Here is a 20,526-nt window from a genome sequence, read left to right as displayed (position 1 = left end):
TTATGTTTTATTTGCTAATTTATTATTTTGTACGATTTGCAAACTGTTCCAAATTCACGCGGCCATCCTTTGTAAATGAAACGCCCTCCGCTTCAAGAAGCATCCGTTGAAGCTCCCGAGACTCATCATTCGGAACCGCAATCTCTCCTTTCGCATTAACCACGCGATGCCACGGCAATTTGTATTTTTTGCTCATAGAATGCAAAATACGCACAACTTGCCGGGCAGCACGCGGACTGCCGGCCATTCGTGCAACCTGCCCGTACGTGGCCACATACCCGGCAGGAATTCCTTTTAATATTTTTATGACTTCCGCTGTGAATGGCTTTAGTTCGCTTAAAGACTGCTGATCATTTTCCATATCGTCACCTTCTACATTTTCTGCTTCCTCAATTACTCTTTCAATTCTTGTGGCCATAAACTGTATTTTCCTAGCTTCGCCATAATAGCTGGGACTAAAATCGTCCGAATTAAAAAAGTGTCGATTAATATACCAATCGCAACGGTAAAGCCAAACATAAACAGTTCCATAAGTGGCTGCGTGATCAGCACGGCAAAAGTTGCTGCTAAAATGAGGCCAGCTGAGGAAATGACTCCACCGGTTTTTGCTAAGCTGAGACGTATGGCTTGATGAATCGGATGTTTTTTCGCTTCTTCTTTTATACGGGAAATTAACATAATGTTATAATCCACGCCGAGTGCTGCAAGAAAGATAAATGTGTACAGCGGAATCCGGTAGCTGATTTCATCGTAACCGAAAAACTGATTGAAAATAAAATACCCGGAACCCAACGCCGTCAAATAAGACAACATAATCGTAGCCATCATGTATATAGGAGCCGCCAGTGATTTTGTTTGCAACGCCAGTAAGGCTGTAATGACTAAAACGGTGATCACAACAATGACCATCGTATCCCATTCATTTACATCCCTAATCTCAGCATTTTGTGCCGTTTCACCTGCAAAATAAAAGTGAGTGTTCTCCAAGTTGGCTGCTTTTTTCAACTCATCTTCTTGCGATTCAATTTGTTGCAATTGATCGAACGTTTCCTGATCATAAGGATTGCCGGAAAAAACAATGTCGATTTTCGCCTGCTTTCCGTCTTCCGTTATCCATTCTTCTAATGGACTGTGTGGAGAAGCCGAAGCAGAAAAATCCGGTGATACTTCTGCCACTCCATCAAATAAAAGTAGTTCTTTCCGTAAAGCTTTCATCGCTCCAACGGCTAGTTTCTCTTCACTCTCCACAATCATCGTCGTAGCAGCCAGCTCTCCCGGTGAAAAGTTCTCTTCCAGCTTTTCATACCCTTGTCTGGACTGAGTATCTTCCGGGAAGGATTTAATTAAATTAAACGAATACTCAATGTTCCATGTGTTCAATGCTAAAACCATCAACGGAATGGAAACGACAAGGCCGCTTCTGACCGGACGTCTCAAAACGGTATCCGCTATTTTTGTCCAAATTGTCTGTTTGTCCGAATGGTGAGACTCCACGTTCGGCATAGATGGCCAAAATGCTTTTCTTCCAAATAGCACATACAAAGCAGGCAATAGTGTAAGGCCGCCGGCTAAAATAAGAACTAACGCGAGGGAAAAGACAGGAGCAAAGTTACGGTACGGTTCATAAAACGCCAAAAACAAAACGAGCATGGCGGCTATTACAGTACTTCCGCTATATAAAATCGGTTCCGTGACTTCTTCCATACAGCGTTTCATTGCTACATATTTATTTTCTTCTTTTTTCAGCTCTTCTTTAAAACGGCTCACGATAAATAAAGAATAGTCGGTTAAAGCCGCAAAAAGCAAGATAGACATAATTGATACGGACTGACTTTCAATCGCCATGCCAAATGAGCCAAACATTCCGATCGTTTTATTAACCACTTCATACACAATTCCAGCGCCCAGCAGTGGAACGAGAGCAAGAAGTGGGGACCGGTAAATAACAATGAGCAGCACGAAGATCAATCCGATTGTCGCAAGCAGCAGTACAACATCGGCACTGGCAAAAATAGTAGTCATGTCGGCGGCAATACCGGCAGGCCCAGTGATCGCTAGCTTCACACTGTCCGTTTTTGTTAATTCTCCGTTTGCCAATTTTTCAAGTTCTTTTACCGTCTCATTAATTTCTTTCCGTTCAAGCTGACTTTTTAACGAAACCGGCAAAATCATCGTTTTGTTGTTTTCAGAAATAAACGAAGCTTTCGCCTCGGGCGGCATGTGTAAGAATGGAACAACTTCCCGCACCGAGGGCAGTTTTTCCCGGGCAATTTTTTCACTTATCTCATCCACCATTTTATACTCATTTTTAGTGAATGCTTCTTCTTTGTAAAACACTAACAGGGCGGGTACACCTTCATCTGCCGGGAAATATTGCTGCAACTTTTCACCAGCAATGACTGACTTCGCTTCATCCGGAAGCCCTGATTCATTAATGCTCGTCGCATACTCTTTTGCAGACGGTGCAAGGCCGCCCAGTAAAACGGCGGCTATGATCCAGAATGCGACGATTCCTTTTGCGCCTTTTTTGCTGCTTGAAAATGCGGTGATTTTCTTAGCTAATCGAAGCATAGTTCTTCCTCCTTTCGATCAAGTATTCATTTCTGCTTGCTATCGATAAAAAACGTCGTCATGAAAAACAAGACGAAGCTGACGAGCAGCGTGAAGCCACCGCCGATATAAAAAATTAAAGAGACTCCTTCTGAAACATTGAAAGGCTTCAAATAATACACCCACATCCCTGCTGTCAAACCTGTAGAGCCACTGATAGCCGTCCATGTGTGCCACATTGCAATCTTTTTAGACGTAATTGTGAAGACTTCATAGTACACGCCCCAAGCAAATAGCGTTAACCAGCCGACGACAAGTATATGGGCATGGATCGGCCGAAAAGCGTACGAGCCTGAACCAGCCATATGTGCTCCCAATACCGCTCCAATCACTGAAAAAACAGCTGAAAACCTGATGAGCAATAAATTTCTTCCATTCACAAAAACCCTCTCCTATCCTAATTTATTCAAAAAAATTCACCTTCCACTCACTTATGCGTTTCATTGTAAGAAACGAAAGTGAACGGAAGGTGAATTCCATATTACAATTTAGGGAGGGTAACGATAAATGTGGTGCCGGCCTGCCATTCGCTGACTACAGAAATTGTTCCTTGATGCAGCGAGACGACTTTATACACGATCGACAAACCGAGGCCTGTCCCTTCAATTGATCGTGTTCTGGAAAGGTCCGCCCGATAAAACCGTTCAAATATCCGGTTCTTCTCTTCCTCCTTCATTCCGATTCCTGTATCCGTAATGATCACTTGCAGCTGATTTTCTTCATCGCATACAGTTAGCCTGATTTCCCCGTTTTCGCGGTTGTACTTTATGGCATTAGTCAAAAGGTTTTCCCACACATTATAAAGAAGTGCAGGATCACCATAAAATTGGACCGGCGGAATTGTATACGTTAACGTCACCTTTTTTTCATCCAGCAGCCACATATACTTGTGAACTAGTTCCTTTAACTGCTTCATTAAGTCAAAGATTTTTGCTTTGCTGTAACTTTCTTCTTTCTCTAGCGAAGTCAGCAAGAGCAGCTGCTTCGTCAGCAATGATAAACGGGTTGTTTCTTGAAGGATGATGCCGATATAAGCTGCTTTGTCCTGCTGTGATAGATGCTCTTGTTCCAACAGATGAGCATAGCCCTGTATATTTAATAAGGGCGATTGAAAATCGTGAGATACATTTGAAACAAATTCCGTTCTCATCTCATCGAGCTGCCTTAATTTACTGGACATTTCTTCAAAATTTTTCGCCAGCCGCCCAATTTCATCTTGGCGGTTAATATCGAGCGCAATATTAAAGTTTCCTTCTTGTATTTTTTTCGTCGCGGAAGTTAATTTAGCAATAGGCTGGACGAGAAATTTTGAGCTGATCACGACTAACGAGATGCTGGAGATCAGCATAATGACAATCATCCAACCGAGCAGCGTATGCACTTCATTAAAAAGCAGCTTAATATCTGGACGGAGGAAAATAGCATACTGCTTGTTTTCATGTTTGAACGGTGCTCCAATCGTGTTGCGGAGTTCATTAGCAAAAAAGCCGGTGACAAATGTTTCACGTGGAAACTCTTTCATTCCGTGATAATAGTTCCCCGCCAGCACGTCAGATTTCACTTTTTCCAATAGTTGGTTATTTTTAAATTCTGCTCCAAAAAAGCGGTCACGCCCAGTTTCATCTATGAGGTACAGTTGATAACCGATGGATGCAATATTCACTAAATACTTTTCCAAATCAAGCTGCTGTTGCGCTTCTATGTAGCTGGTAATTTGCTGGGCTACTTTTAAATTTTTCTCATCATTTAACGGTTTCATCACTTGATGATAATACGTATTTGCGACAAAAAAACCAATGAGCGTGCTGGCGAGAATAATAGCAATTGTCGTCAGCACGAATTTTGAATAAATCGATTTCATTTGTTGTTGACCTCTACTAAATAGCCGACTCCGCGAATCGTTTTAATGGAGAAGTCATTCGTCAGCTGTGAGAAGCGGTCGCGGAGACGTTTAATATGAACATTGAGCGTTCTTTCATCTCCTGAAAACTCCAGCCCCCAAATTTCTTCAATTAACTGCGTCCGCGTAAATACTTGATTAGGCCTGGATGCCATCAAGCAAAGCAATTCAAATTCTTTCAGCGGCAAGATAATCGTTTGGTCCCTCACTTGCACCTCAAAATTTTGCTGGTTAATTTCCACCTCGCCTAACTTAATAAGTAAATCGCTTCGCTTCTGATAGCGCCGGAAAATCGCATTAATACGGAAAATAAGTTCTTTCGGGTCAAACGGCTTGACTATGTAATCATCTGATCCTGATTTAAACCCTGCTTCTTTATCTTCAATTCCGCCTTTCGCTGTTAACATAATAACCGGAATATCATGCAGACTGCGAATCTCCCTCGTCAACTCGTATCCGTTCATGCCCGACATCATGATATCAACCACTGCCAAGTCAATCACTTCCCGTTCCAGCACGTGCAAAGCCTCTGTACCGTTACTTGCCTGAAACACTACGTAACCGGCCTGCTGCAATTGATTTTTTACTAAATATAAAATGTTGATATCATCATCTACGATTAAGATTGCCGTCATTTTCCCATCCCCTTTCAGGCATGTAAAAGAACATTTTTTTCGATTTGCTTCATTTCGTAAAAGTAGCCTTTCTTGGCCATGAGTTCATCATACGTGCCTGATTCGATGATGGCCCCTTGCTCCAACACGATAATTTGATCCATTTTTTCGAGTCCTGTCAAACGATGACTAATGAGAACAACTGTAGCGTCTTTTGCTTCCTCGAAAAGATGATCGTAAATAAACCGTTCCGTCAGCGCATCTACAGAGGACGTCGGTTCATCCATTAACCAGAGAGGCGCTCCTTTTAATATTGCCCGGGAAATCGCCAACCTTTGCTTCTCTCCTCCGGATAAGTTTTCTCCTTTTTCAAAGACAGGATCTGATAAAGAAAACCCTTCAAGCTGTACTTTTGCTAACGCTGCTTTCATTTCTTCATCAGTCAATCCGTCTTTAGCGAGCAGAAGGTTATCTCGAATCGTGCCAAAGAAAAAGTGGTTTTCCTGTAAAACAACATTCGATTCTTTCCAAATGCTTTCCTGCGTTAGTTGTTCTAAAGACATCCCATCAAAGCGAATGCCGCCTTCATTAACTGGATATATCTTTAACAAGAGCTGCAACAACGTCGATTTCCCGGAACCGCTCGGACCGACAATCGCTGTTTTCGAGCCGGCCGGCAAATGAATCGCTATATTTTTCAGCGCCTCCCGTCTTTCGCCCGGAAAAGTAAAGGTCACACCGTTCATGTCAATCGCCGGCGCATGTTGGCTATTTAAGCAGCCTTGTGCCCGTTCTTCCCACTCTTCATTGCGAACAACGTTAGCCAGACGCGTGGCGGCGCTGCGGCTGTCTTCAAAATGGCCCGGCAAGGCAGCCATTGGCGCCGCGTTTTCAAAGACGGTTAATGAAATCATAACGAGCATAGCAAGGAAGATGCCATCAAGCTGCCCTTCTGTCACTAAAAAAGCACCAGCTGCCAGCACAAACCAGGAAACGACAAAGGAAACCACTTTATTTACCGTCTCACTGAACATCGCGTAAATACCTTCCTGCTCCTGCTCTTTAATATAGTGAGTGGACGCATCCATCAGCTGCTGCTCTTTCCCTTCTAGCTTTTGATAAATTTTCAAGTCACGAAAGCCGTAAAGAAACTCTGTCACTTCTGTCGATAACTCTCCTCTGCCTTCTCTTACATGGCGGTCAACCTTTCTCTGTCTTGCCGCAAACCAGGATGGAACGACAAAGCTAGTAAGAATGAGACCTGCAAGCAAGATGAGAGCGACATAAATCGAGTAAAAAGCAGTAAAGAAGATGGTGCTTAAAAAAACAATAACGAGGATGACCGGCGGATAAAATACGCGTAAAAAGAAGTTTTGCAAGCTTTCTACATCGCCGACAATTCTCGAGAGAAGATCCCCACTCCGGTATTTTTGAAAAACTTGAGGAGCAAGAGGTTCCAGCTTCTCGTAAAAAGACACGCGCAAATTACTTAAAATCGTAAAAGTCGCCCGATGGGAAAAATACCGTTCCGCATAACGGCTGACGGCTTTTACAAAACCAAACAGCTTTAGTGAAGCGGTCAAGATCGTCAGCGCATATAAAGGCGGTGCCAAGGCGGATTTAGCAATTAAATAACCGCTTGAAGCGAAGAGACCGACCGCCGCAATGCCGGCAAGAAAGCCAAAGAAAATAGAAATGAGAATATCCTTTTTTTCTTTCATCATCAATTTCATTACACTCACTATGTCTTTCATGTTGCCACTCCTCTCTGAGCAGAAAACATTTTTCGATAGCCAGCTGTTGATTGTAATAGTTCTTCATGCGTTCCTGCCGCAATCAGCTCGCCTTGATCGAGGAATAAAATTACATCTGCGTTCTTAATCGTATGAAGGCGGTGGGCGACGGTGATGACGGTGGACGTTTGAGCCAGCTCTTTCATTGATATTTGCAACATTCGTTCTGTATGAAGGTCTAGTCCCGTTGTCGGTTCATCAAACAAAATAATAGACGGTCGTTTTAAGAAAGCTCTCGCAACGGCTACCCGCTGTTTCTCTCCACCTGATAATCCTCTGCCTGCTTCACCAACAGCAGTATCATAACCATTTTCAAGCGATTCGATCAGCCCGGCAAGCCCCGCCTTTTCGGCCGCTCGTTCCACTTCCGCCCGGGAAGCATCAGTCCGGCCGCCAATCGCGATATTTTCTGCAATCGTTCCCGAGAAAAGATACGGATGCTGGGAAATGTAACTTAACTGATCAAACCAGTCCTTTTCGTTATATTCAGCCCGCGGCTGGCCATTGACTAGCACATTTCCTGCCGTTGGGGCAGTTAAGCCCGCGATCAAATGCAAAAGCGTTGTTTTCCCGGAACCGCTTCGGCCGACTATCGCGATTTGGCCGTACGGCGGAATGGCCGCGTTTATATTTTTTAACGAAAACCCTTCTTCGCCGTAACTGAATTCGGCTCCCTGCAATTCAATCGCAGGCGGCGTTTCGCTCTTTAAAGGAACCTGTCCCCATTGTACCGCCATCTCTGTTCTTTCCAATTCTTCCGTTATTTTTTTCGCTGCACCCATGCTGCCGCGCCCAGTATGAAACGCGCTTCCTAATTCTTTCAGCGATAAATAAAATTCAGGCGCCAGCACTAATACAAAAAACGCAGTAAAAAAAGAAATGTTTTCAAATACAACGAGCCGCAGTCCCGCTTCGAGCGCAATCATTCCGATACTGAGCGTAGAAATGAACTCTAGCGACAACGAAGATAAAAAGGCGATTTTCAGCACTTGCATCGTTGCTTCGCGAAAATCAAGACTGCTTTTTTGAATGAGCTCTTTTTGCTTAGCTGCCCGCCCGAATAATTTAAGTGTCGTCAGCCCTTGCAGCGTATCGAGAAACTTTCCTGAAAACTCCGCCATTTTTTCCAATTGCTCTTCTGATTTTTTCTGTGTTTTAATGCCAATGATGATCATGAACAACGGAATAAACGGAGCAGTAATCAGCATAATCCATCCCGTATTGGCATGCTGGGAAAAAGCGGCCGCCAATATGATGAGCGGGACGATGGACGTCTGGATCACTTGAGGAATGTAGCGGCTAAAGTAGCTGTCAATTTCATCGACCGCATCCATTATGACACTCACTTTTTGACCTGACTGCCCTTGAAGAGAAGCATGAACAGGATTTCTCGCATATTTAGCTAAAAGCGACTGTCTGAATTCTCTCTTTGCCTTGGAAGCCATCTTAACGCCAGTACGGCCATTTATATATGTTAAAGCAGCTCTTACAACAAGAACTCCCAGCAAGGCGAGTAACAATGGCACTATTTCTTGAAATGATTCATCTTTCAGAAAAACCCGATCCACAATCGTGACAAAAAAATAAGCCTGTCCGATAATCATGGCACCTGTCAATATTGACGACAAAAGCAATAAAGACATAACTGCTCTTTGCGCAAATGCTAGTTCTTTTAATTGCTTCATCTATTTTCCTCTCTCCTTACTTTAACGTCTTCTCGTTGATTTCGTGAAATACTTCACATAATCTTAATTTCATTATAACTGATTTCACTAAAAATCCCTGCGTTGGAATTGACCCTTTTATGACAGTTATTATCTGCTTTAGTCTTTTTATTATCTAAAGGTGAGGTTATATTATCCAGTTTCATCTTTGTATTATCCAAAGTAACTACTTTATTATCCCGAAACCATTATTAAGACGAAAAACACCGTTCGCCCATTTGAACAGTGTTTTCCACTAACATTCTTCTTTCTTTTCTAACAGCCGGCTTCTATAAGTTTCGTTGACTTTCGTAGAATATAAAAGCTCTTCACACTGTTCCAGTTGCCGTTTGTACTCCGTGAATTCTTTTCGCTTCAGAGGCAGACAGTCTAGATGAGTTTCATGGAAAGGAAATATTTTTGAAACAGAGCGAAAAAGAGCCTCCTCTCCACAGTGAGGGCACGGATCAATACCAGATATTTGACCCGTTTTTTCAAGCGATTTTCCTTTGAAGAGCATGTCGTAGCGGGCGAGTTCTCTCTGGTACCCCCTGCTTAATCGGCCGCAGCTGCCGCATTCTTGAAGACGATTGAGCCTATCGAGATCAGCCTTCATATCCGTCCTGGCATCCAGGCGGGTAAACACACGATCCAGAAAAGTATAAACAAAAAAACCAGCTATAGGCATTCCGATAAGAAAGAATAAAAGTGTGATGAAGCTGCTCATTTACATCATCCTTTCATTTCGCTAACTGCAGAAACCTTTATTTAACAATTTCTTCACCATCAGCATATCACAATATGTTTAGCCAAAAACACGAAAGGCTATTATAACCATGAGCATATTTTTAAATTTAACTAGAAAGGTGGATTATAATGGTTGACCATTCCCATTCTGATTTGCATCACACGAATGATGCTGTTTTAGAAACTGGTAAATATATTTGTGCAGAAGGCGCAGTGAAAGAGCTGCAAAAAGGTGATCATTTTCCTTCGTGTCCAAAAACAGCTGAGCCGACTACGTGGAGACACGCAGCGCATGAACATAAAACAGGTGAAAAAGTGACAGAAACAGGCCGTTATGTGGATGAGGACGGTGATCATGTGGATTTGAAAAATGGGGACACATTCCCAAACTGCCCTAAATCCGGCAGCCCTACCGCCTGGAAGCATGCAGATGAATGATGCCCCGACAAGATTTAAGCCCCTTTAGGTTGAAAACGGCTTGAAAAAATAGCGCCAGCTCCTCTGTCGAGGGCCGGCGCTATTTTAACTGGATAGGTTCAGCCATTGTGAATTATACCTACAGTCATAGCTGTCAAAGTATACACAGGAGAACCACCAAGTGTATCCGGAGGGCTTCCCCGTCAACAAATTATCCAAGCATCTTGCTTCGTTCTTTTTGGGAGAGCCGTTCAAAATCATACACACCTTCTACAAAAATTTGATGCCATATCATGAAGTTTAGAAATGAATAAGACCTGAATTTAAATTCAGGTCTCTTTTTTAACAATTATATATCCACCACATAACTCTTCATTCATTTTTTCAATATCCTCCGAGAAAATCCGGTCTTTCGTTATACTTGGCACCACGTTGCGCAGATGCTCCCATTTGGCACGCAGCTTCGGCGACATTTTGTCTATTCCTTTAAATTCAACTGCCTGCATGGCACAAATGCACTCAATCGCAAGTACACGTCGGACGTTTTGTATGATCATGCCGGCATGCCGGGCGGCGATCGTTCCCATGCTGACGTGGTCTTCTTGGTTAGCAGAAGACGGAATCGAATCAACGCTTGCAGGGTGCGCTAACGTTTTATTTTCTGACACAAGTGACGCCGCCGCATATTGCATAATCATGGCTCCGGATTGCAACCCTGGCTGCGGACTCAGAAATGGCGGCAAATCATTTAATTGCGGATTAACTAACCGTTCGATCCGACGCTCCGAGATATTGGCGAGTTCTGCGACAGCTATTTTCATAAAATCCATCGCTAAAGCGATCGGCTGCCCGTGGAAGTTCCCTCCTGAAATGACAAGTTCTCCTTCATCAAAGATGAGGGGATTGTCAGTGGCCGCGTTCGCTTCAATTTCCAGCTTTTCTTTCACGTAATCAAGCGCCTGCCACGAAGCGCCGTGCACTTGTGGAATACAGCGAATGGAGTAGGCGTCCTGCACCCGCTTTTCGCCTTGGCGTGTAATCAACCCGCTGCCTTTTACCCATTCGCTCACCCGTTGAGCGACGGCCACTTGCTGCGGATAGCCCCTTGCTTCATGAATGGCCAGGTGGAAAGCATCAATAATCGCTTCCAATCCTTCCATCGTTAAAGCAGCAATCCATTCACTGTCATAAGCAAGCTGCTCGGCTTCAATGTAATTCACGACCCCCATCGCCGTCATCGTCTGCGTGCCGTTAATAAGCGCCAATCCCTCTTTTGCCTGCAGAACGATCGGCTGAATGCCTTTTTGAGCTAACACAGCCGCGGAATCGACTGGCTGGCCGTGTTCATCATGAACTTTTCCTTCTCCAATTAACACGAGTGCTAAGTGAGACAGCGGCGCTAAATCACCAGATGCCCCTAACGACCCTTGCTGAGGCACGACTGGATGAACGCGCTTATTAATCAGTTCAGCCAACGTTTCCACTAACACTGGCCGGACGCCTGAAAAACCTTTCAACAATGCATTTAAGCGCAGCACCATCATCGCCCGCGACACAATTTCCGGAAAAGGATCCCCTATCCCGCAGGCATGCGACCGGATCAAATTCAGTTGCAAGTCGTGTACATCTGATTCATTAATGATCACATCGCTAAACTTTCCGAAACCCGTGTTAATTCCGTACACCGTCTTTTTTTCTGCCACAATCCGCTCCACTGCCAGCCTGCTTTCACGGACGCGTGCCATGCTTTCGCTGGATATGGATATTTGCTCCCGATCCAGAAGAATCTTTTTCAACTGTTCAACTGTCAAGGAATGACCTGTTAATTCCACCATTTACTGTTCCTCCTTTGTCGTCTAAAAACGCAAAAAAGAGGCGATGATGGCATGAAAAAATAAGCCATCATCACCTCCTAATGTCTCTTCACTATAGGTCATGATTTACTGTATTCAATTTGTCTCATTAACGGCAAATCCAGCGGCGAAGATCGATGCGTCTACTTGCTTGCATCAGCTGTCTTCTTCCGCTACTTCCCTGAGAAATTTGTTAAATATGGTTAATACCGAGCCCGGTTGCTTCGTGCTCCAGCCCTTTTACAGGCGCACCGATCGTGCCGTAAAAAGCGACTGCAATCCACTCGCCTTCTTTTTTATCCTTATACGGCTTGCCCCGTACAACAGCAAAACGAAGTCCCACTGTCCTCATCATCTCGCCAATAGCCAGCTGCCCTCTCGTTACTCCTTCAAGCGCTTCCAAAATCGCATGATACAAAGCATGTGTCTCTCTGTACACATCTTCATCAATTAGTTGCTGTCTTTTCACCGCTGTTTCAACAGCTGAAATCACCTTTTGCATGTTCATCGATCCTACTTTTCCCCGGCAGAATGTCACTTCACTGAACAACGACTCAAAAGGACTTTGCTCATTGTCATCCAGCATAGCAAGCAAGGTGGCGATCTTTCCAATTCGTACAACCTGTGTCATGTCCACACCACCCATATTAGAAGATAAAAATGATTCACTTGCTTCATATTATATGCAGGAAAAAATGGAATAGCAATGATTTTTGGTAAATTTTAGTGTGTTACCGCGTTATCAAGATGAAGAGATTAATAAAAAAAGATCAAGTAAATTCAAACGCTTTAAACGTCTGATTTCACTTGATCTTTCTAGTTTGCAGGAGAAACTCCCGAAGGCTTTACCACAATACTGGCTTAGCCACCATAAACCATAACATCAACATTAATAAGAAAATATAAATCCAGACAGACCGATGCAGTTTCCCCACAAGTGCCTGCTTGTCGGAGCCGGGGTCGTGGAATTTTCTTAGCGTCGGGGTAAAGGCGCGGGCCAGGAAGAACACCGAACTGAACATAACAGCTACAGTCATGATGATCCACGGCGTTGTCCATGGCCACGGCCCTTTCATAATAAGCAATATTCCCGATGCAACTAATACATGGCCGGCATGTTTAACGAGCCTGACAGCCGATTTAAATACATTTAAATAAGCTTGCTGCACATCCTCTTCGGCTTCGCGCAGTTTTTTAATTAAAGGGATTAATGTAAAAAACGGGCCGATAGATGCAACCGCACTAGCAATATGTGTATACACAAGAAGTTGATAGATCATATTCACTTGTTATAAAAATCATTTCTGTACTGGACGGAATTCATGAACCCATACTCTCATTTTCGGCATCCAAGGCATGCCAGGATGCATCGACAAAATAGAGTTTTTGTACTCTTCTAAGCTTCCGTAGCCCTCCTGCTGCGCATGTTCGTCAGTCAGTTCTCCGAGCGACTGAGAGTAAACACGCTCAACGACAAAATCACGGCCTTCAAGCGTCATAATTTCGCCGACATCCGCATATCTTCCGTTACGGCGAGTCGCTGTTTTTTGTCCATTCAGTACTTTTTCAACATCTTCCTTAACCGTAACCATACGTTCAATCGTACACGTTTTTGGAGGCAATACTGTATTTTCGTTTTGATTTGTCATTTTAAAACCCACCTTTTTTTTATAGAGTTCTCCTATATTATACTTCATCTCCATAAAACTGCAAAAAACGACTTACTTTCTCAGTTATCTGCGCCTGAACTATATATCACCTTTTTAAATTGGTGCCCTTCTGTTAAGGAGATAATCCATTCATTAAAAGTTGGATCGTCCTTTCAATCTCTGTATCGTCATCCCATTCTGCCTCTGGCGCGAGCAAATAACGAGCAATGATATAGCCGAAAATAGTCGATGCAGCCATTCTTATAACAGTGTCTGACGGCATTTCAATGATTTGTCCTTTTGCCTGGTAATGTTCAACAATTTGTCTAAGCCGTTCGAATACTTTTTGGGCAATGTGCTCTTTGAATTGTTCCCTCAATTCTGGTTGAAAAGGAATTTCTTGAATGAGTATCCGAAAAAGCGGCATGTTATTTTTAAGGAATTTTATACGGTTTTCGATGAATGCTTTTATAAAGTCTTCAAACCTTTCAAAATCTTGATGCAACACTTTATTTAAATCCTTTATCACAAATGGCGCAATCAGCTTCGCCATCGTTGGAGCAACAATAGCCACAAGCAGATCTTTTTTCGTTTTGTAATGTCTAAAGATGGTTCCTTCCGCCACACCCGCTTTTTTGGCGATTTCACTTGTGGAAGTTGCTGCAAACCCTTTTTCCGCAAACGAATCAATGGCAGCTGCTACGATTTTCTTCTGTTTTTCTGTTAACTCATCCGCATTATGGAATAATTCTTCTATCATTTTATCTTGTTGAGACATTTCGAGCTCCTTTACTTCTTAGATTTCCCGGTATTTTCTGAGCGCTAAGATGTTTACTATCATAAATAAAATGGAGAAGCCCAACAAGACAAAGACGTCCCTGTAGATTTCATCCCATCCATAGCCCCTGACCATAATATCTCTCAATGCGTCAGCAGCATAATACAGAGGAGTGAAAGGTCCAATCCACCTTAGCCATTCAGATATGGTTTCTAAGTTAAACAATCCTGAAAAGAAAATTTGCGGCACGACGACGATCGGGATAAATTGAATCATTTGCAGCTCATTATTAGCGAATGATGATAATAATATTCCGAGTGTGAGAGCTGTAAAAGAGAGCAGCAAGATGATGAGCAGCACATACAAAAATGCGCCTTCCATAAGCATATCTAACACATAAATGGCATACGCGGCAATAATCGTTGCTTGAATCATTGTGAAGATGCCAAAGCCAAGTACATACCCTGTGACAATCTCCCATTTGCGCAATGGCGTGGAAAGAAGCCGCTCAAGCGTTCCAGTTGTTCGTTCTCTTAAGAATGAGACGCCTGCAATCAAAAACACAAAGAAAAATACAAAAAATCCAAGTAATACAGGCCCAAAATAATCGAATTGCCCCATCCCAGCAGAACCGTGAAGAAAATCCACCTTAGGCTCTAAGGAAGGTTCGTTTCCCTGCAAAGGTTTGAGTACAGTTTGAATCCATTTAATAGCAGCTCCGTTGACAGTCGGATCGCTGCCTTCCAAAAAGATAGAAGGTGATTGATTGTGAAATACTACATAACCGTCTATCTCTTGAGAGGATAAGTCTTCTTTCGCTTCTTTTTCATTCTTATATTCAGTGATTTTCTCATCAGATATATCGATTTGATCCACGATGGATTCAGGAATGTGAACGAACCCAATTTTTGGAGTATAATCATTGCCGTTAAAAACTAAATGCAACATGGTCAATACAAGGATCGGAGCAAAAATAAGCAATCCCATCGTTCTCTTATCCCGTACAATCTGCCGCAAAATCCTGATAATTAACGCCGTAATCCTCATATTAAGCACCTCCATAGACAAGAAACGCTTCTTCAATCGTCGCTGAATTTGTTTTTTGTTTTAACTCTTCAGGAGTACCGACTGCAATTAGACTGCCATTCCTGATCATTCCTAACCGATCGCATTTTTCCGCTTCATCCATGACGTGTGTTGTAACGATAAGAGTCGTCCCTTTATTCTTTAATTCATAAAAGGCTTCCCAAATACTCTTCCGCAGCATTGGATCAATGCCTACAGTCGGTTCATCAAGAATCAAAATTTCAGGCTCATGAAGGAGTGCAATCGCTAACGACAGCCTTCTTTTCATTCCTCCAGAGTAATTGGAGACGAGCTTGTGAAGATGATCTGAAAGTTGAACAAGCTTCATTACTTCTTCTATTCTTTGCTGCTGCTTTTTCCCTTTCAACCCGTACAAAGCTGAAAAAAATTGAAGGTTTTCCTTGGCTGACAGTTCTCCATAAAGGGCATCGGATTGAGCCATATACCCTACTTTTTCAATCAGCTTTAGAGACGGCATTTTTTCTTGAAGCAGAAAATTCTCTCCTGATGTCGGGGTGTCTAACCCAGCTAGCTGCTTGACTAACGTAGTCTTGCCCGCACCTGATGGGCCTAATAAACCAAATATTTCACCCTCCATGATTTCCAAGCTAATCTTCTTCAGTACTTGCTGTTTCCCAAATTGTTTCGAGACGTGACGAATCGAAATACACGCTTTTGTCGCTTCCACTATTTCCCCTCCTTCGCAGGTGAGTGATTACTCACTTTTATATTATGCTGTAACTTGCCATTTATCAACTTAAAGTGTTACCACCGAAGAATGTTCGGCAGTCAAATCAGCAAAGACTCTGACGCTATTAAAAAGATCCAGATCAAAGATGGGAGCTATACTTACAGCAAGGAAATGAAAACGATGCTATACTTAAGGAAATATATGTTAGGAGGATGAATGATGAAATTAACAGTTTACTTGGCTGGAGAAATTCACAGTTCGTGGCGGGAAGAAATTAAACAAAAGGCAGAGGCGCTTAAGCTCCCTGTAGACTTTGTTGGACCAATGGAAGATCATGACCGCTCCGATAATATTGGCGAAGAGATCTTAGGCAAACAGCCCGACGCCATCTTCCGTGATGCGGCAGCCTCAAGTTTCAATAATTTGCGCACAGAAGTGCTGATAAAGAAGTCGGACCTTGTCATCGCGCTGTTCGGGGAAAAGTACAAGCAGTGGAACACGGCCATGGATGCGAGTGCAGCCGTCTCTCTCGGTAAACCGCTCATCCTAATCCGTCCTGAAGCACTGCATCATCCATTAAAAGAATTATCCAGGAAAGCAAATGCCACAGTCGTAACCGTCGATCAAGCTATTAAAGCGCTTGCGTATATATTAGAATAAAACAGCAAAAGGGCTGTCCCGAAGATCGGTGAGTAACTGACTTTTTGGGCAGCTCCTTTGTTAAATAGAGAAATTGCTTGATTGTTGATTATGAATGGAGGATTCCAATGGATCATTCAATTATTGACGCCCACATTCATTTAGATTTATATGATGCGGACGAGCAGGCCTTCATTTTACGGGATATGGAAAAGCACGGGGTACAAGCACTTATTTCCGTGTCGCAGCACCTCTCTTCTGCCAGAGTCAATTTAACATTGTCCCAAAAAGACAACCGAATCAAGCCAGCTTTCGGATTTCATCCGGAACAAGCGCTGCCCGAGGAAAAAGAACTTACTAACCTAAAGCTTTTTACCGAAAAGCACCATGCAGAAATGGCAGCCATTGGAGAAGTAGGGCTGCCCTATTACTTAAGGAAAAAAGATTCCAGCATTCCAATAGAACCGTATATTGAAATACTGGAACAGTTCATCCAGCAGGCTGTGGCGCTGAATAAACCGATTGTGCTTCACGCTGTTTATGAAGACGCGCCTATCGTCTGTACACTGCTGGAGAAACACTCAATCACTAAAGCCCATTTCCATTGGTTTAAAGGTGACCGGAAAACGATGGAACAGATGATCAGCAATGGCTATGGTGTCTCCATTACGCCGGATGTCTTGTACGAACAGGAAATTCAACAGCTCGTCAAACAGTATCCATTGTCACATATGATGGTTGAAACAGATGGACCTTGGCCATTTGAAGGCCCCTTTAAGAAAAAAATGACCCATCCAAAAATGATTCATCACACAATAGAAAAAATCGCTTCCATAAAAAAGATGGAAGCGCAGGAAGTATACAATATACTATATGAAAATACAAAACAATTTTATTTCTAGCCAGTTGATCACGTTGAATAACAAAGGAGAAGTTTATGTTAGCCGCATTACTGCACGGCATCGCATTAGCGTTCGGATTAATCCTTCCGCTCGGTGCCCAAAACGTCTTTATTTTTAATCAAGGCGCGTCACAGCCAAAGTTTAGAGGAGTCATTCCCGTTGTTATTACGGCTTCCCTTTGCGACACTCTGCTTATTTTATTAGCTGTACTCGGCGTCTCTGTTATTGTGTTGACTATCCCGGTATTACAAACCATCTTCTATTCTATCGGACTGTTATTCCTGATTTATATGGGCTGGTCGATTTGGAATAGCGATCCCGTCAACTTAAGCCGAAAAGAAACAGCGATGCCGCCTAAGAAGCAGATTATATTTGCCATGTCTGTATCCTTGCTTAACCCTCACGCCATCCTGGACACAATCGGCGTGATTGGCACGAGTTCTTTAAGCTACATCGGTTCAGAAAAAATCGTCTTTACTGCTTCTTGCATCGTCGTCTCCTGGCTTTGGTTTCTCGGCCTTGCGATAGTTGGAAGAGCAGTCGGCAGCTTTGATACAAAAGGCAAGTTCTTAAAGTTGATCAATAAAGTGTCTGCTTTTATTATTTGGGGAGTGGCGCTATATATTGCCAGCCAGCTTTATCAGATGATTTAAGATGAAAACTAAATCATCTGCTCCGTGTTAGATACAAGATTTCGAAGCATGTTTACTTCTGCCCTCGTTCTACCTTTGTCTGAAGACAATATTGAAAATAAAAAATGTGCAAGGATAAAAAATCCCTTACACATTTTTCAATCATTCTTTCGACTCAGAGAAGTATCTGCTCCTAAAGACTTTTATGCCTACTATTTACTTCAATGTAGCTAGCTATTATTTTTTACGCGCCTTAGAGGATTCGAACCTCTGACCGACAGCTTAGAAGGCTGTTGCTCTATCCTGCTGAGCTAAAGGCGCATCCTATGTATGGCGGAGAAGGAGGGATTTGAACCCTCGCGCCGCTTACGCGACCTACACCCTTAGCAGGGGCGCCTCTTCAGCCTCTTGAGTACTTCCCCATAAAAAAATATAACTCCGCAGGCAAGATTCGAACTTGCGACCGATCGGTTAACAGCCGATTGCTCTACCACTGAGCTACTGCGGAATAAAGTGGGCCTGAATGGACTCGAACCATCGACCTCACGCTTATCAGGCGTGCGCTCTAACCAGCTGAGCTACAGGCCCATTTATGAAAATGGAGCGGGTGAAGGGAATCGAACCCTCATCATCAGCTTGGAAGGCTGAGGTTTTACCACTAAACTACACCCGCATATTTAAAATTGGAGGCAGCACCTGGATTCGAACCAGCGCATGACGGAGTCAAAGTCCGTTGCCTTACCTCTTGACTATAGCCCAATAATAAATTTAAATGGGGCGGCTGATGGGAATCGAACCCACGAATGTCGGAACCACAATCCGATGCGTTAACCACTTCGCCACAACCGCCATAGTTGGCAGGGGTAGTAGGAATTGAACCCACACTGGAGGTTTTGGAGACCTCTGTTCTACCTTTAAACTATACCCCTAACTTACTGGTGGAGGGGGGCAGATTCGAACTGCCGAACCCGAAGGAGCGGATTTACAGTCCGCCGCGTTTAGCCACTTCGCTACCCCTCCATATTTAAGCAAAGAAAGTATTTAATTAAAAAATGGTGGCTCAGGACGGAATCGAACCGCCGACACATGGATTTTCAGTCCATTGCTCTACCGACTGAGCTACTGAGCCACACAAAATCTATATATTAACAGTAGGGTTATCCTGCTGAAAAATATGGCGGTCCGGACGGGACTCGAACCCGCGACCTCCTGCGTGACAGGCAGGCATTCTAACCAACTGAACTACCGGACCATATTGCGGGGACAGGATTTGAACCTGCGACCTTCGGGTTATGAGCCCGACGAGCTACCGAACTGCTCCACCCCGCGGCGATATAATCGGAAAAATAACATGGAGGAGGAAGAGGGATTCGAACCCCCGCGCGGTTTAACCCGCCTGTCGGTTTTCAAGACCGATCCCTTCAGCCAGACTTGGGTATTCCTCCATATAACTATAAGTGGACCCTGCAGGACTCGAACCTGCGACCGGACGGTTATGAGCCGTCAGCTCTAACCAGCTGAGCTAAGGGTCCACTGCCGATGAATCAACTTTCCTATTCATTCTTATAGCGGCGGAGGGGATCGAACCCCCGACCTCACGGGTATGAACCGTACGCTCTAGCCAGCTGAGCTACACCGCCATGTTAGTAAATATAATGGAGCCTAGCGGGATCGAACCGCTGACCTCCTGCGTGCAAAGCAGGCGCTCTCCCAGCTGAGCTAAGGCCCCATATTTTAAAGTTGTCTAGTTTCGGCGCCTAGAAGCCTAGCGCTTTTCTAGAAATCGGGAAGACAGGATTCGAACCTGCGGCCCCTTGGTCCCAAACCAAGTGCTCTACCAAGCTGAGCTACTTCCCGTTAATAAGTTATTAATTTATAATGGCGCGCCCGAGAGGAGTCGAACCCCTAACCTTTTGATCCGTAGTCAAACGCTCTATCCAATTGAGCTACGGGCGCGAATATGGTGTCGAGAACCGGAATCGAACCACCGACCCTCTACTTGTAAGGAAGATGCTCTCCCAGCTGAGCTAATCCCCCATAAATGGTGACCCCTACGGGATTCGAACCCGTGTTACCGCCGTGAAAGGGCGGTGTCTTAACCGCTTGACCAAGGGGCCAATATAATAAAATTATGCAAAATAAAAACCCCAATAGGGGCTTTGCCTGGCAGCGTCCTACTCTCACAGGGGGAAACCCCCAACTACCATCGGCGCTGAAGAGCTTAACTTCCGTGTTCGGGATGGGAACGGGTGTGGCCTCTTCGCTATCGCCGCCAGACTGTATAAAATTGAAAGAGTTGTTCTTTCAAAACTGGATAATATGTTGTATAAGTAACCGGCAATACCATGCCATTGTTTATTGCTTTCACGCGGTTAGGCGCTTCCGCTTTTCGATTTTGTCCAGCTCCGGCTCCTAGACACTCGAGGTCAAATAACCTGCCGCTTACAAGGCTTAGCGCCTTTTCAGCGTCAGAACATTTGCTTGTCGTGTCTAAACAGTCGCCTCTGCTTTT

At 43.8% G+C, this 20,526-nt stretch carries 20 protein-coding genes, 18 tRNA genes and 1 rRNA gene; 4 read left to right on the top strand and 35 right to left on the bottom strand.

Annotated elements, in window-relative coordinates; genetic code table 11:
* Positions 1 to 22 precede the first annotated feature (22 nt).
* From F9802_RS16095 to F9802_RS16060, 8 genes are all read right to left on the bottom strand, one after another.
* Positions 23 to 361, bottom strand: a complete 339-nt coding sequence (locus F9802_RS16095; RefSeq protein ID WP_152154017.1) for an MGMT family protein — start codon at positions 359 to 361, stop codon at positions 23 to 25.
* A gap of 32 nt (positions 362 to 393) precedes the next feature.
* The gene (locus F9802_RS16090; protein WP_152153788.1) at positions 394 to 2,571 is read right to left on the bottom strand and encodes an MMPL family transporter; all 2,178 of its coding nucleotides are present in this window, start codon (positions 2,569 to 2,571) and stop codon (positions 394 to 396) included.
* A 26-nt stretch (positions 2,572 to 2,597) separates the two neighbouring features.
* Positions 2,598 to 2,990 (bottom strand): hypothetical protein, encoded by a 393-nt coding sequence (locus tag F9802_RS16085; RefSeq protein WP_152153786.1) that lies wholly within the window; start codon positions 2,988 to 2,990, stop codon positions 2,598 to 2,600.
* Positions 2,991 to 3,091: 101 nt separating this feature from the next.
* Positions 3,092 to 4,471, bottom strand: coding sequence for a sensor histidine kinase (locus F9802_RS16080; RefSeq protein ID WP_152153784.1), 1,380 nt, complete (start codon positions 4,469 to 4,471; stop codon positions 3,092 to 3,094).
* Positions 4,468 to 5,145, bottom strand: coding sequence for a response regulator transcription factor (locus F9802_RS16075; protein WP_152153782.1), 678 nt, complete (start codon positions 5,143 to 5,145; stop codon positions 4,468 to 4,470). Before F9802_RS16075 ends, F9802_RS16080 begins: the two co-directional genes overlap by 4 nt.
* Before the next feature lie 14 nt (positions 5,146 to 5,159).
* On the bottom strand, positions 5,160 to 6,878 hold the full coding sequence (cydC, locus tag F9802_RS16070) for a thiol reductant ABC exporter subunit CydC (protein WP_152153780.1): 1,719 nt from the start codon (positions 6,876 to 6,878) through the stop codon (positions 5,160 to 5,162).
* On the bottom strand, positions 6,875 to 8,602 hold the full coding sequence (cydD, locus tag F9802_RS16065) for a thiol reductant ABC exporter subunit CydD (protein ID WP_152153778.1): 1,728 nt from the start codon (positions 8,600 to 8,602) through the stop codon (positions 6,875 to 6,877). The genes cydC and cydD overlap by 4 nt, the downstream gene beginning before the upstream one ends.
* Positions 8,603 to 8,876: 274 nt before the next feature.
* Entirely contained in the window at positions 8,877 to 9,347 is a 471-nt protein-coding gene (locus tag F9802_RS16060; protein ID WP_152153776.1) for a hypothetical protein, read from the bottom strand.
* Between the two features lie 149 nt (positions 9,348 to 9,496).
* On the opposite strand from F9802_RS16060, the gene F9802_RS16055 reads away from it, so the two are divergent.
* Positions 9,497 to 9,805: a hypothetical protein gene (locus F9802_RS16055; RefSeq protein WP_152153774.1), complete on the top strand. Its 309-nt coding sequence runs from the start codon at positions 9,497 to 9,499 to the stop codon at positions 9,803 to 9,805.
* A gap of 308 nt (positions 9,806 to 10,113) precedes the next feature.
* Here the strand turns inward: F9802_RS16055 and hutH are convergent, their stop codons facing one another.
* From hutH to F9802_RS16020, 7 genes are all read right to left on the bottom strand, one after another.
* Positions 10,114 to 11,619: a histidine ammonia-lyase gene (gene hutH, locus F9802_RS16050; RefSeq protein WP_152153772.1), complete on the bottom strand. Its 1,506-nt coding sequence runs from the start codon at positions 11,617 to 11,619 to the stop codon at positions 10,114 to 10,116.
* Positions 11,620 to 11,830: 211 nt separating this feature from the next.
* Positions 11,831 to 12,274, bottom strand: coding sequence for a hut operon transcriptional regulator HutP (gene hutP, locus F9802_RS16045; RefSeq protein ID WP_318636119.1), 444 nt, complete (start codon positions 12,272 to 12,274; stop codon positions 11,831 to 11,833).
* Positions 12,275 to 12,482: 208 nt separating this feature from the next.
* Positions 12,483 to 12,917: a hypothetical protein gene (locus F9802_RS16040; protein ID WP_191992018.1), complete on the bottom strand. Its 435-nt coding sequence runs from the start codon at positions 12,915 to 12,917 to the stop codon at positions 12,483 to 12,485.
* An 18-nt stretch (positions 12,918 to 12,935) separates the two neighbouring features.
* Positions 12,936 to 13,286, bottom strand: coding sequence for an ASCH domain-containing protein (locus F9802_RS16035; protein ID WP_152153767.1), 351 nt, complete (start codon positions 13,284 to 13,286; stop codon positions 12,936 to 12,938).
* 133 nt (positions 13,287 to 13,419) lie between these two features.
* Positions 13,420 to 14,064 (bottom strand): TetR/AcrR family transcriptional regulator, encoded by a 645-nt coding sequence (locus tag F9802_RS16030; protein WP_152153765.1) that lies wholly within the window; start codon positions 14,062 to 14,064, stop codon positions 13,420 to 13,422.
* An 18-nt stretch (positions 14,065 to 14,082) separates the two neighbouring features.
* Positions 14,083 to 15,111 (bottom strand): ABC transporter permease, encoded by a 1,029-nt coding sequence (locus tag F9802_RS16025; RefSeq protein WP_152153763.1) that lies wholly within the window; start codon positions 15,109 to 15,111, stop codon positions 14,083 to 14,085.
* 1 nt (position 15,112) lies between these two features.
* Positions 15,113 to 15,838 (bottom strand): ABC transporter ATP-binding protein, encoded by a 726-nt coding sequence (locus tag F9802_RS16020; RefSeq protein WP_152153761.1) that lies wholly within the window; start codon positions 15,836 to 15,838, stop codon positions 15,113 to 15,115.
* 222 nt (positions 15,839 to 16,060) lie between these two features.
* On the opposite strand from F9802_RS16020, the gene F9802_RS16015 reads away from it, so the two are divergent.
* From F9802_RS16015 to F9802_RS16005, 3 genes are all read left to right on the top strand, one after another.
* On the top strand, positions 16,061 to 16,501 hold the full coding sequence (locus F9802_RS16015; protein WP_152154015.1) for a YtoQ family protein: 441 nt from the start codon (positions 16,061 to 16,063) through the stop codon (positions 16,499 to 16,501).
* Positions 16,502 to 16,608: 107 nt separating this feature from the next.
* Entirely contained in the window at positions 16,609 to 17,382 is a 774-nt protein-coding gene (locus F9802_RS16010) for a TatD family hydrolase (protein WP_152153760.1), read from the top strand.
* 35 nt (positions 17,383 to 17,417) lie between these two features.
* Positions 17,418 to 18,035 carry a LysE/ArgO family amino acid transporter gene (locus tag F9802_RS16005; RefSeq protein WP_152153758.1) on the top strand — a complete coding sequence of 206 codons (618 nt, stop codon included), beginning with the start codon at positions 17,418 to 17,420 and terminating at the stop codon, positions 18,033 to 18,035.
* A gap of 226 nt (positions 18,036 to 18,261) precedes the next feature.
* Here F9802_RS16005 and F9802_RS16000 read toward each other — a convergent pair.
* The 20 genes from F9802_RS16000 to F9802_RS20000 all read right to left on the bottom strand — a co-directional run.
* A tRNA-Arg gene (locus tag F9802_RS16000) sits at positions 18,262 to 18,335 on the bottom strand.
* Between the two features lie 10 nt (positions 18,336 to 18,345).
* Positions 18,346 to 18,436: transfer RNA gene (locus F9802_RS15995), tRNA-Ser, on the bottom strand.
* Between the two features lie 14 nt (positions 18,437 to 18,450).
* Positions 18,451 to 18,522, bottom strand: a tRNA-Asn gene (locus F9802_RS15990).
* Between the two features lie 6 nt (positions 18,523 to 18,528).
* Positions 18,529 to 18,602, bottom strand: a tRNA-Ile gene (locus tag F9802_RS15985).
* Positions 18,603 to 18,613: 11 nt separating this feature from the next.
* Positions 18,614 to 18,687, bottom strand: a tRNA-Gly gene (locus F9802_RS15980).
* 100 nt (positions 18,688 to 18,787) lie between these two features.
* Positions 18,788 to 18,863: transfer RNA gene (locus tag F9802_RS15975), tRNA-His, on the bottom strand.
* A gap of 6 nt (positions 18,864 to 18,869) precedes the next feature.
* Positions 18,870 to 18,943, bottom strand: a tRNA-Trp gene (locus tag F9802_RS15970).
* 7 nt (positions 18,944 to 18,950) lie between these two features.
* Positions 18,951 to 19,034, bottom strand: a tRNA-Tyr gene (locus F9802_RS15965).
* A 33-nt stretch (positions 19,035 to 19,067) separates the two neighbouring features.
* Positions 19,068 to 19,143, bottom strand: a tRNA-Phe gene (locus tag F9802_RS15960).
* A gap of 46 nt (positions 19,144 to 19,189) precedes the next feature.
* A tRNA-Asp gene (locus tag F9802_RS15955) sits at positions 19,190 to 19,266 on the bottom strand.
* Between the two features lie 3 nt (positions 19,267 to 19,269).
* A tRNA-Met gene (locus F9802_RS15950) sits at positions 19,270 to 19,343 on the bottom strand.
* A 23-nt stretch (positions 19,344 to 19,366) separates the two neighbouring features.
* Positions 19,367 to 19,459: transfer RNA gene (locus F9802_RS15945), tRNA-Ser, on the bottom strand.
* A gap of 13 nt (positions 19,460 to 19,472) precedes the next feature.
* Positions 19,473 to 19,546: transfer RNA gene (locus F9802_RS15940), tRNA-Ile, on the bottom strand.
* A 34-nt stretch (positions 19,547 to 19,580) separates the two neighbouring features.
* Positions 19,581 to 19,654: transfer RNA gene (locus F9802_RS15935), tRNA-Met, on the bottom strand.
* 16 nt (positions 19,655 to 19,670) lie between these two features.
* Positions 19,671 to 19,743 (bottom strand) — tRNA-Ala (locus F9802_RS15930).
* 54 nt (positions 19,744 to 19,797) lie between these two features.
* A tRNA-Pro gene (locus tag F9802_RS15925) sits at positions 19,798 to 19,871 on the bottom strand.
* 22 nt (positions 19,872 to 19,893) lie between these two features.
* Positions 19,894 to 19,970: transfer RNA gene (locus tag F9802_RS15920), tRNA-Arg, on the bottom strand.
* An 86-nt stretch (positions 19,971 to 20,056) separates the two neighbouring features.
* Positions 20,057 to 20,131, bottom strand: a tRNA-Glu gene (locus F9802_RS15915).
* Between the two features lie 44 nt (positions 20,132 to 20,175).
* Positions 20,176 to 20,291, bottom strand: a 5S ribosomal RNA gene (rrf, locus tag F9802_RS15910).
* The coding region (locus F9802_RS20000; RefSeq protein WP_225435381.1) for a hypothetical protein at positions 20,278 to 20,526 on the bottom strand (249 nt) is incomplete at its 5' end. The genes rrf and F9802_RS20000, both read right to left, overlap by 14 nt.

Origin of the sequence: Bacillus aerolatus, from assembly GCF_009183655.1 — a bacterium.
In the GTDB taxonomy this organism is placed as follows: Bacteria; Bacillota; Bacilli; order Bacillales; family Domibacillaceae; genus Pseudobacillus; species Pseudobacillus aerolatus.
Note: the sequence above shows the minus strand (reverse complement) of the source record. Positions and strands in the feature narration are given on the sequence as shown.

What these genes read in the sequence shown, in the direction of transcription:
- cydC (WP_152153780.1), bottom strand. Translation starts at nt 6,878, where the DNA reads ATGAAAGACATAGTGAGTGTAATGAAATTGATGATGAAAGAAAAAAAG.
- F9802_RS16005 (WP_152153758.1), top strand. Translation starts at nt 17,418, where the DNA reads ATGTTAGCCGCATTACTGCACGGCATCGCATTAGCGTTCGGATTAATC.
- F9802_RS16080 (WP_152153784.1), bottom strand. Translation starts at nt 4,471, where the DNA reads ATGAAATCGATTTATTCAAAATTCGTGCTGACGACAATTGCTATTATT.
- F9802_RS16030 (WP_152153765.1), bottom strand. Translation starts at nt 14,064, where the DNA reads ATGTCTCAACAAGATAAAATGATAGAAGAATTATTCCATAATGCGGAT.
- F9802_RS16095 (WP_152154017.1), bottom strand. Translation starts at nt 361, where the DNA reads ATGGAAAATGATCAGCAGTCTTTAAGCGAACTAAAGCCATTCACAGCG.
- F9802_RS16075 (WP_152153782.1), bottom strand. Translation starts at nt 5,145, where the DNA reads ATGACGGCAATCTTAATCGTAGATGATGATATCAACATTTTATATTTA.
- cydD (WP_152153778.1), bottom strand. Translation starts at nt 8,602, where the DNA reads ATGAAGCAATTAAAAGAACTAGCATTTGCGCAAAGAGCAGTTATGTCT.
- hutH (WP_152153772.1), bottom strand. Translation starts at nt 11,619, where the DNA reads ATGGTGGAATTAACAGGTCATTCCTTGACAGTTGAACAGTTGAAAAAG.
- F9802_RS16035 (WP_152153767.1), bottom strand. Translation starts at nt 13,286, where the DNA reads ATGACAAATCAAAACGAAAATACAGTATTGCCTCCAAAAACGTGTACG.
- F9802_RS16010 (WP_152153760.1), top strand. Translation starts at nt 16,609, where the DNA reads ATGGATCATTCAATTATTGACGCCCACATTCATTTAGATTTATATGAT.
- F9802_RS16055 (WP_152153774.1), top strand. Translation starts at nt 9,497, where the DNA reads ATGGTTGACCATTCCCATTCTGATTTGCATCACACGAATGATGCTGTT.
- F9802_RS16025 (WP_152153763.1), bottom strand. Translation starts at nt 15,111, where the DNA reads ATGAGGATTACGGCGTTAATTATCAGGATTTTGCGGCAGATTGTACGG.
- F9802_RS16060 (WP_152153776.1), bottom strand. Translation starts at nt 9,347, where the DNA reads ATGAGCAGCTTCATCACACTTTTATTCTTTCTTATCGGAATGCCTATA.
- F9802_RS16015 (WP_152154015.1), top strand. Translation starts at nt 16,061, where the DNA reads ATGAAATTAACAGTTTACTTGGCTGGAGAAATTCACAGTTCGTGGCGG.
- F9802_RS16040 (WP_191992018.1), bottom strand. Translation starts at nt 12,917, where the DNA reads ATGATCTATCAACTTCTTGTGTATACACATATTGCTAGTGCGGTTGCA.
- F9802_RS16090 (WP_152153788.1), bottom strand. Translation starts at nt 2,571, where the DNA reads ATGCTTCGATTAGCTAAGAAAATCACCGCATTTTCAAGCAGCAAAAAA.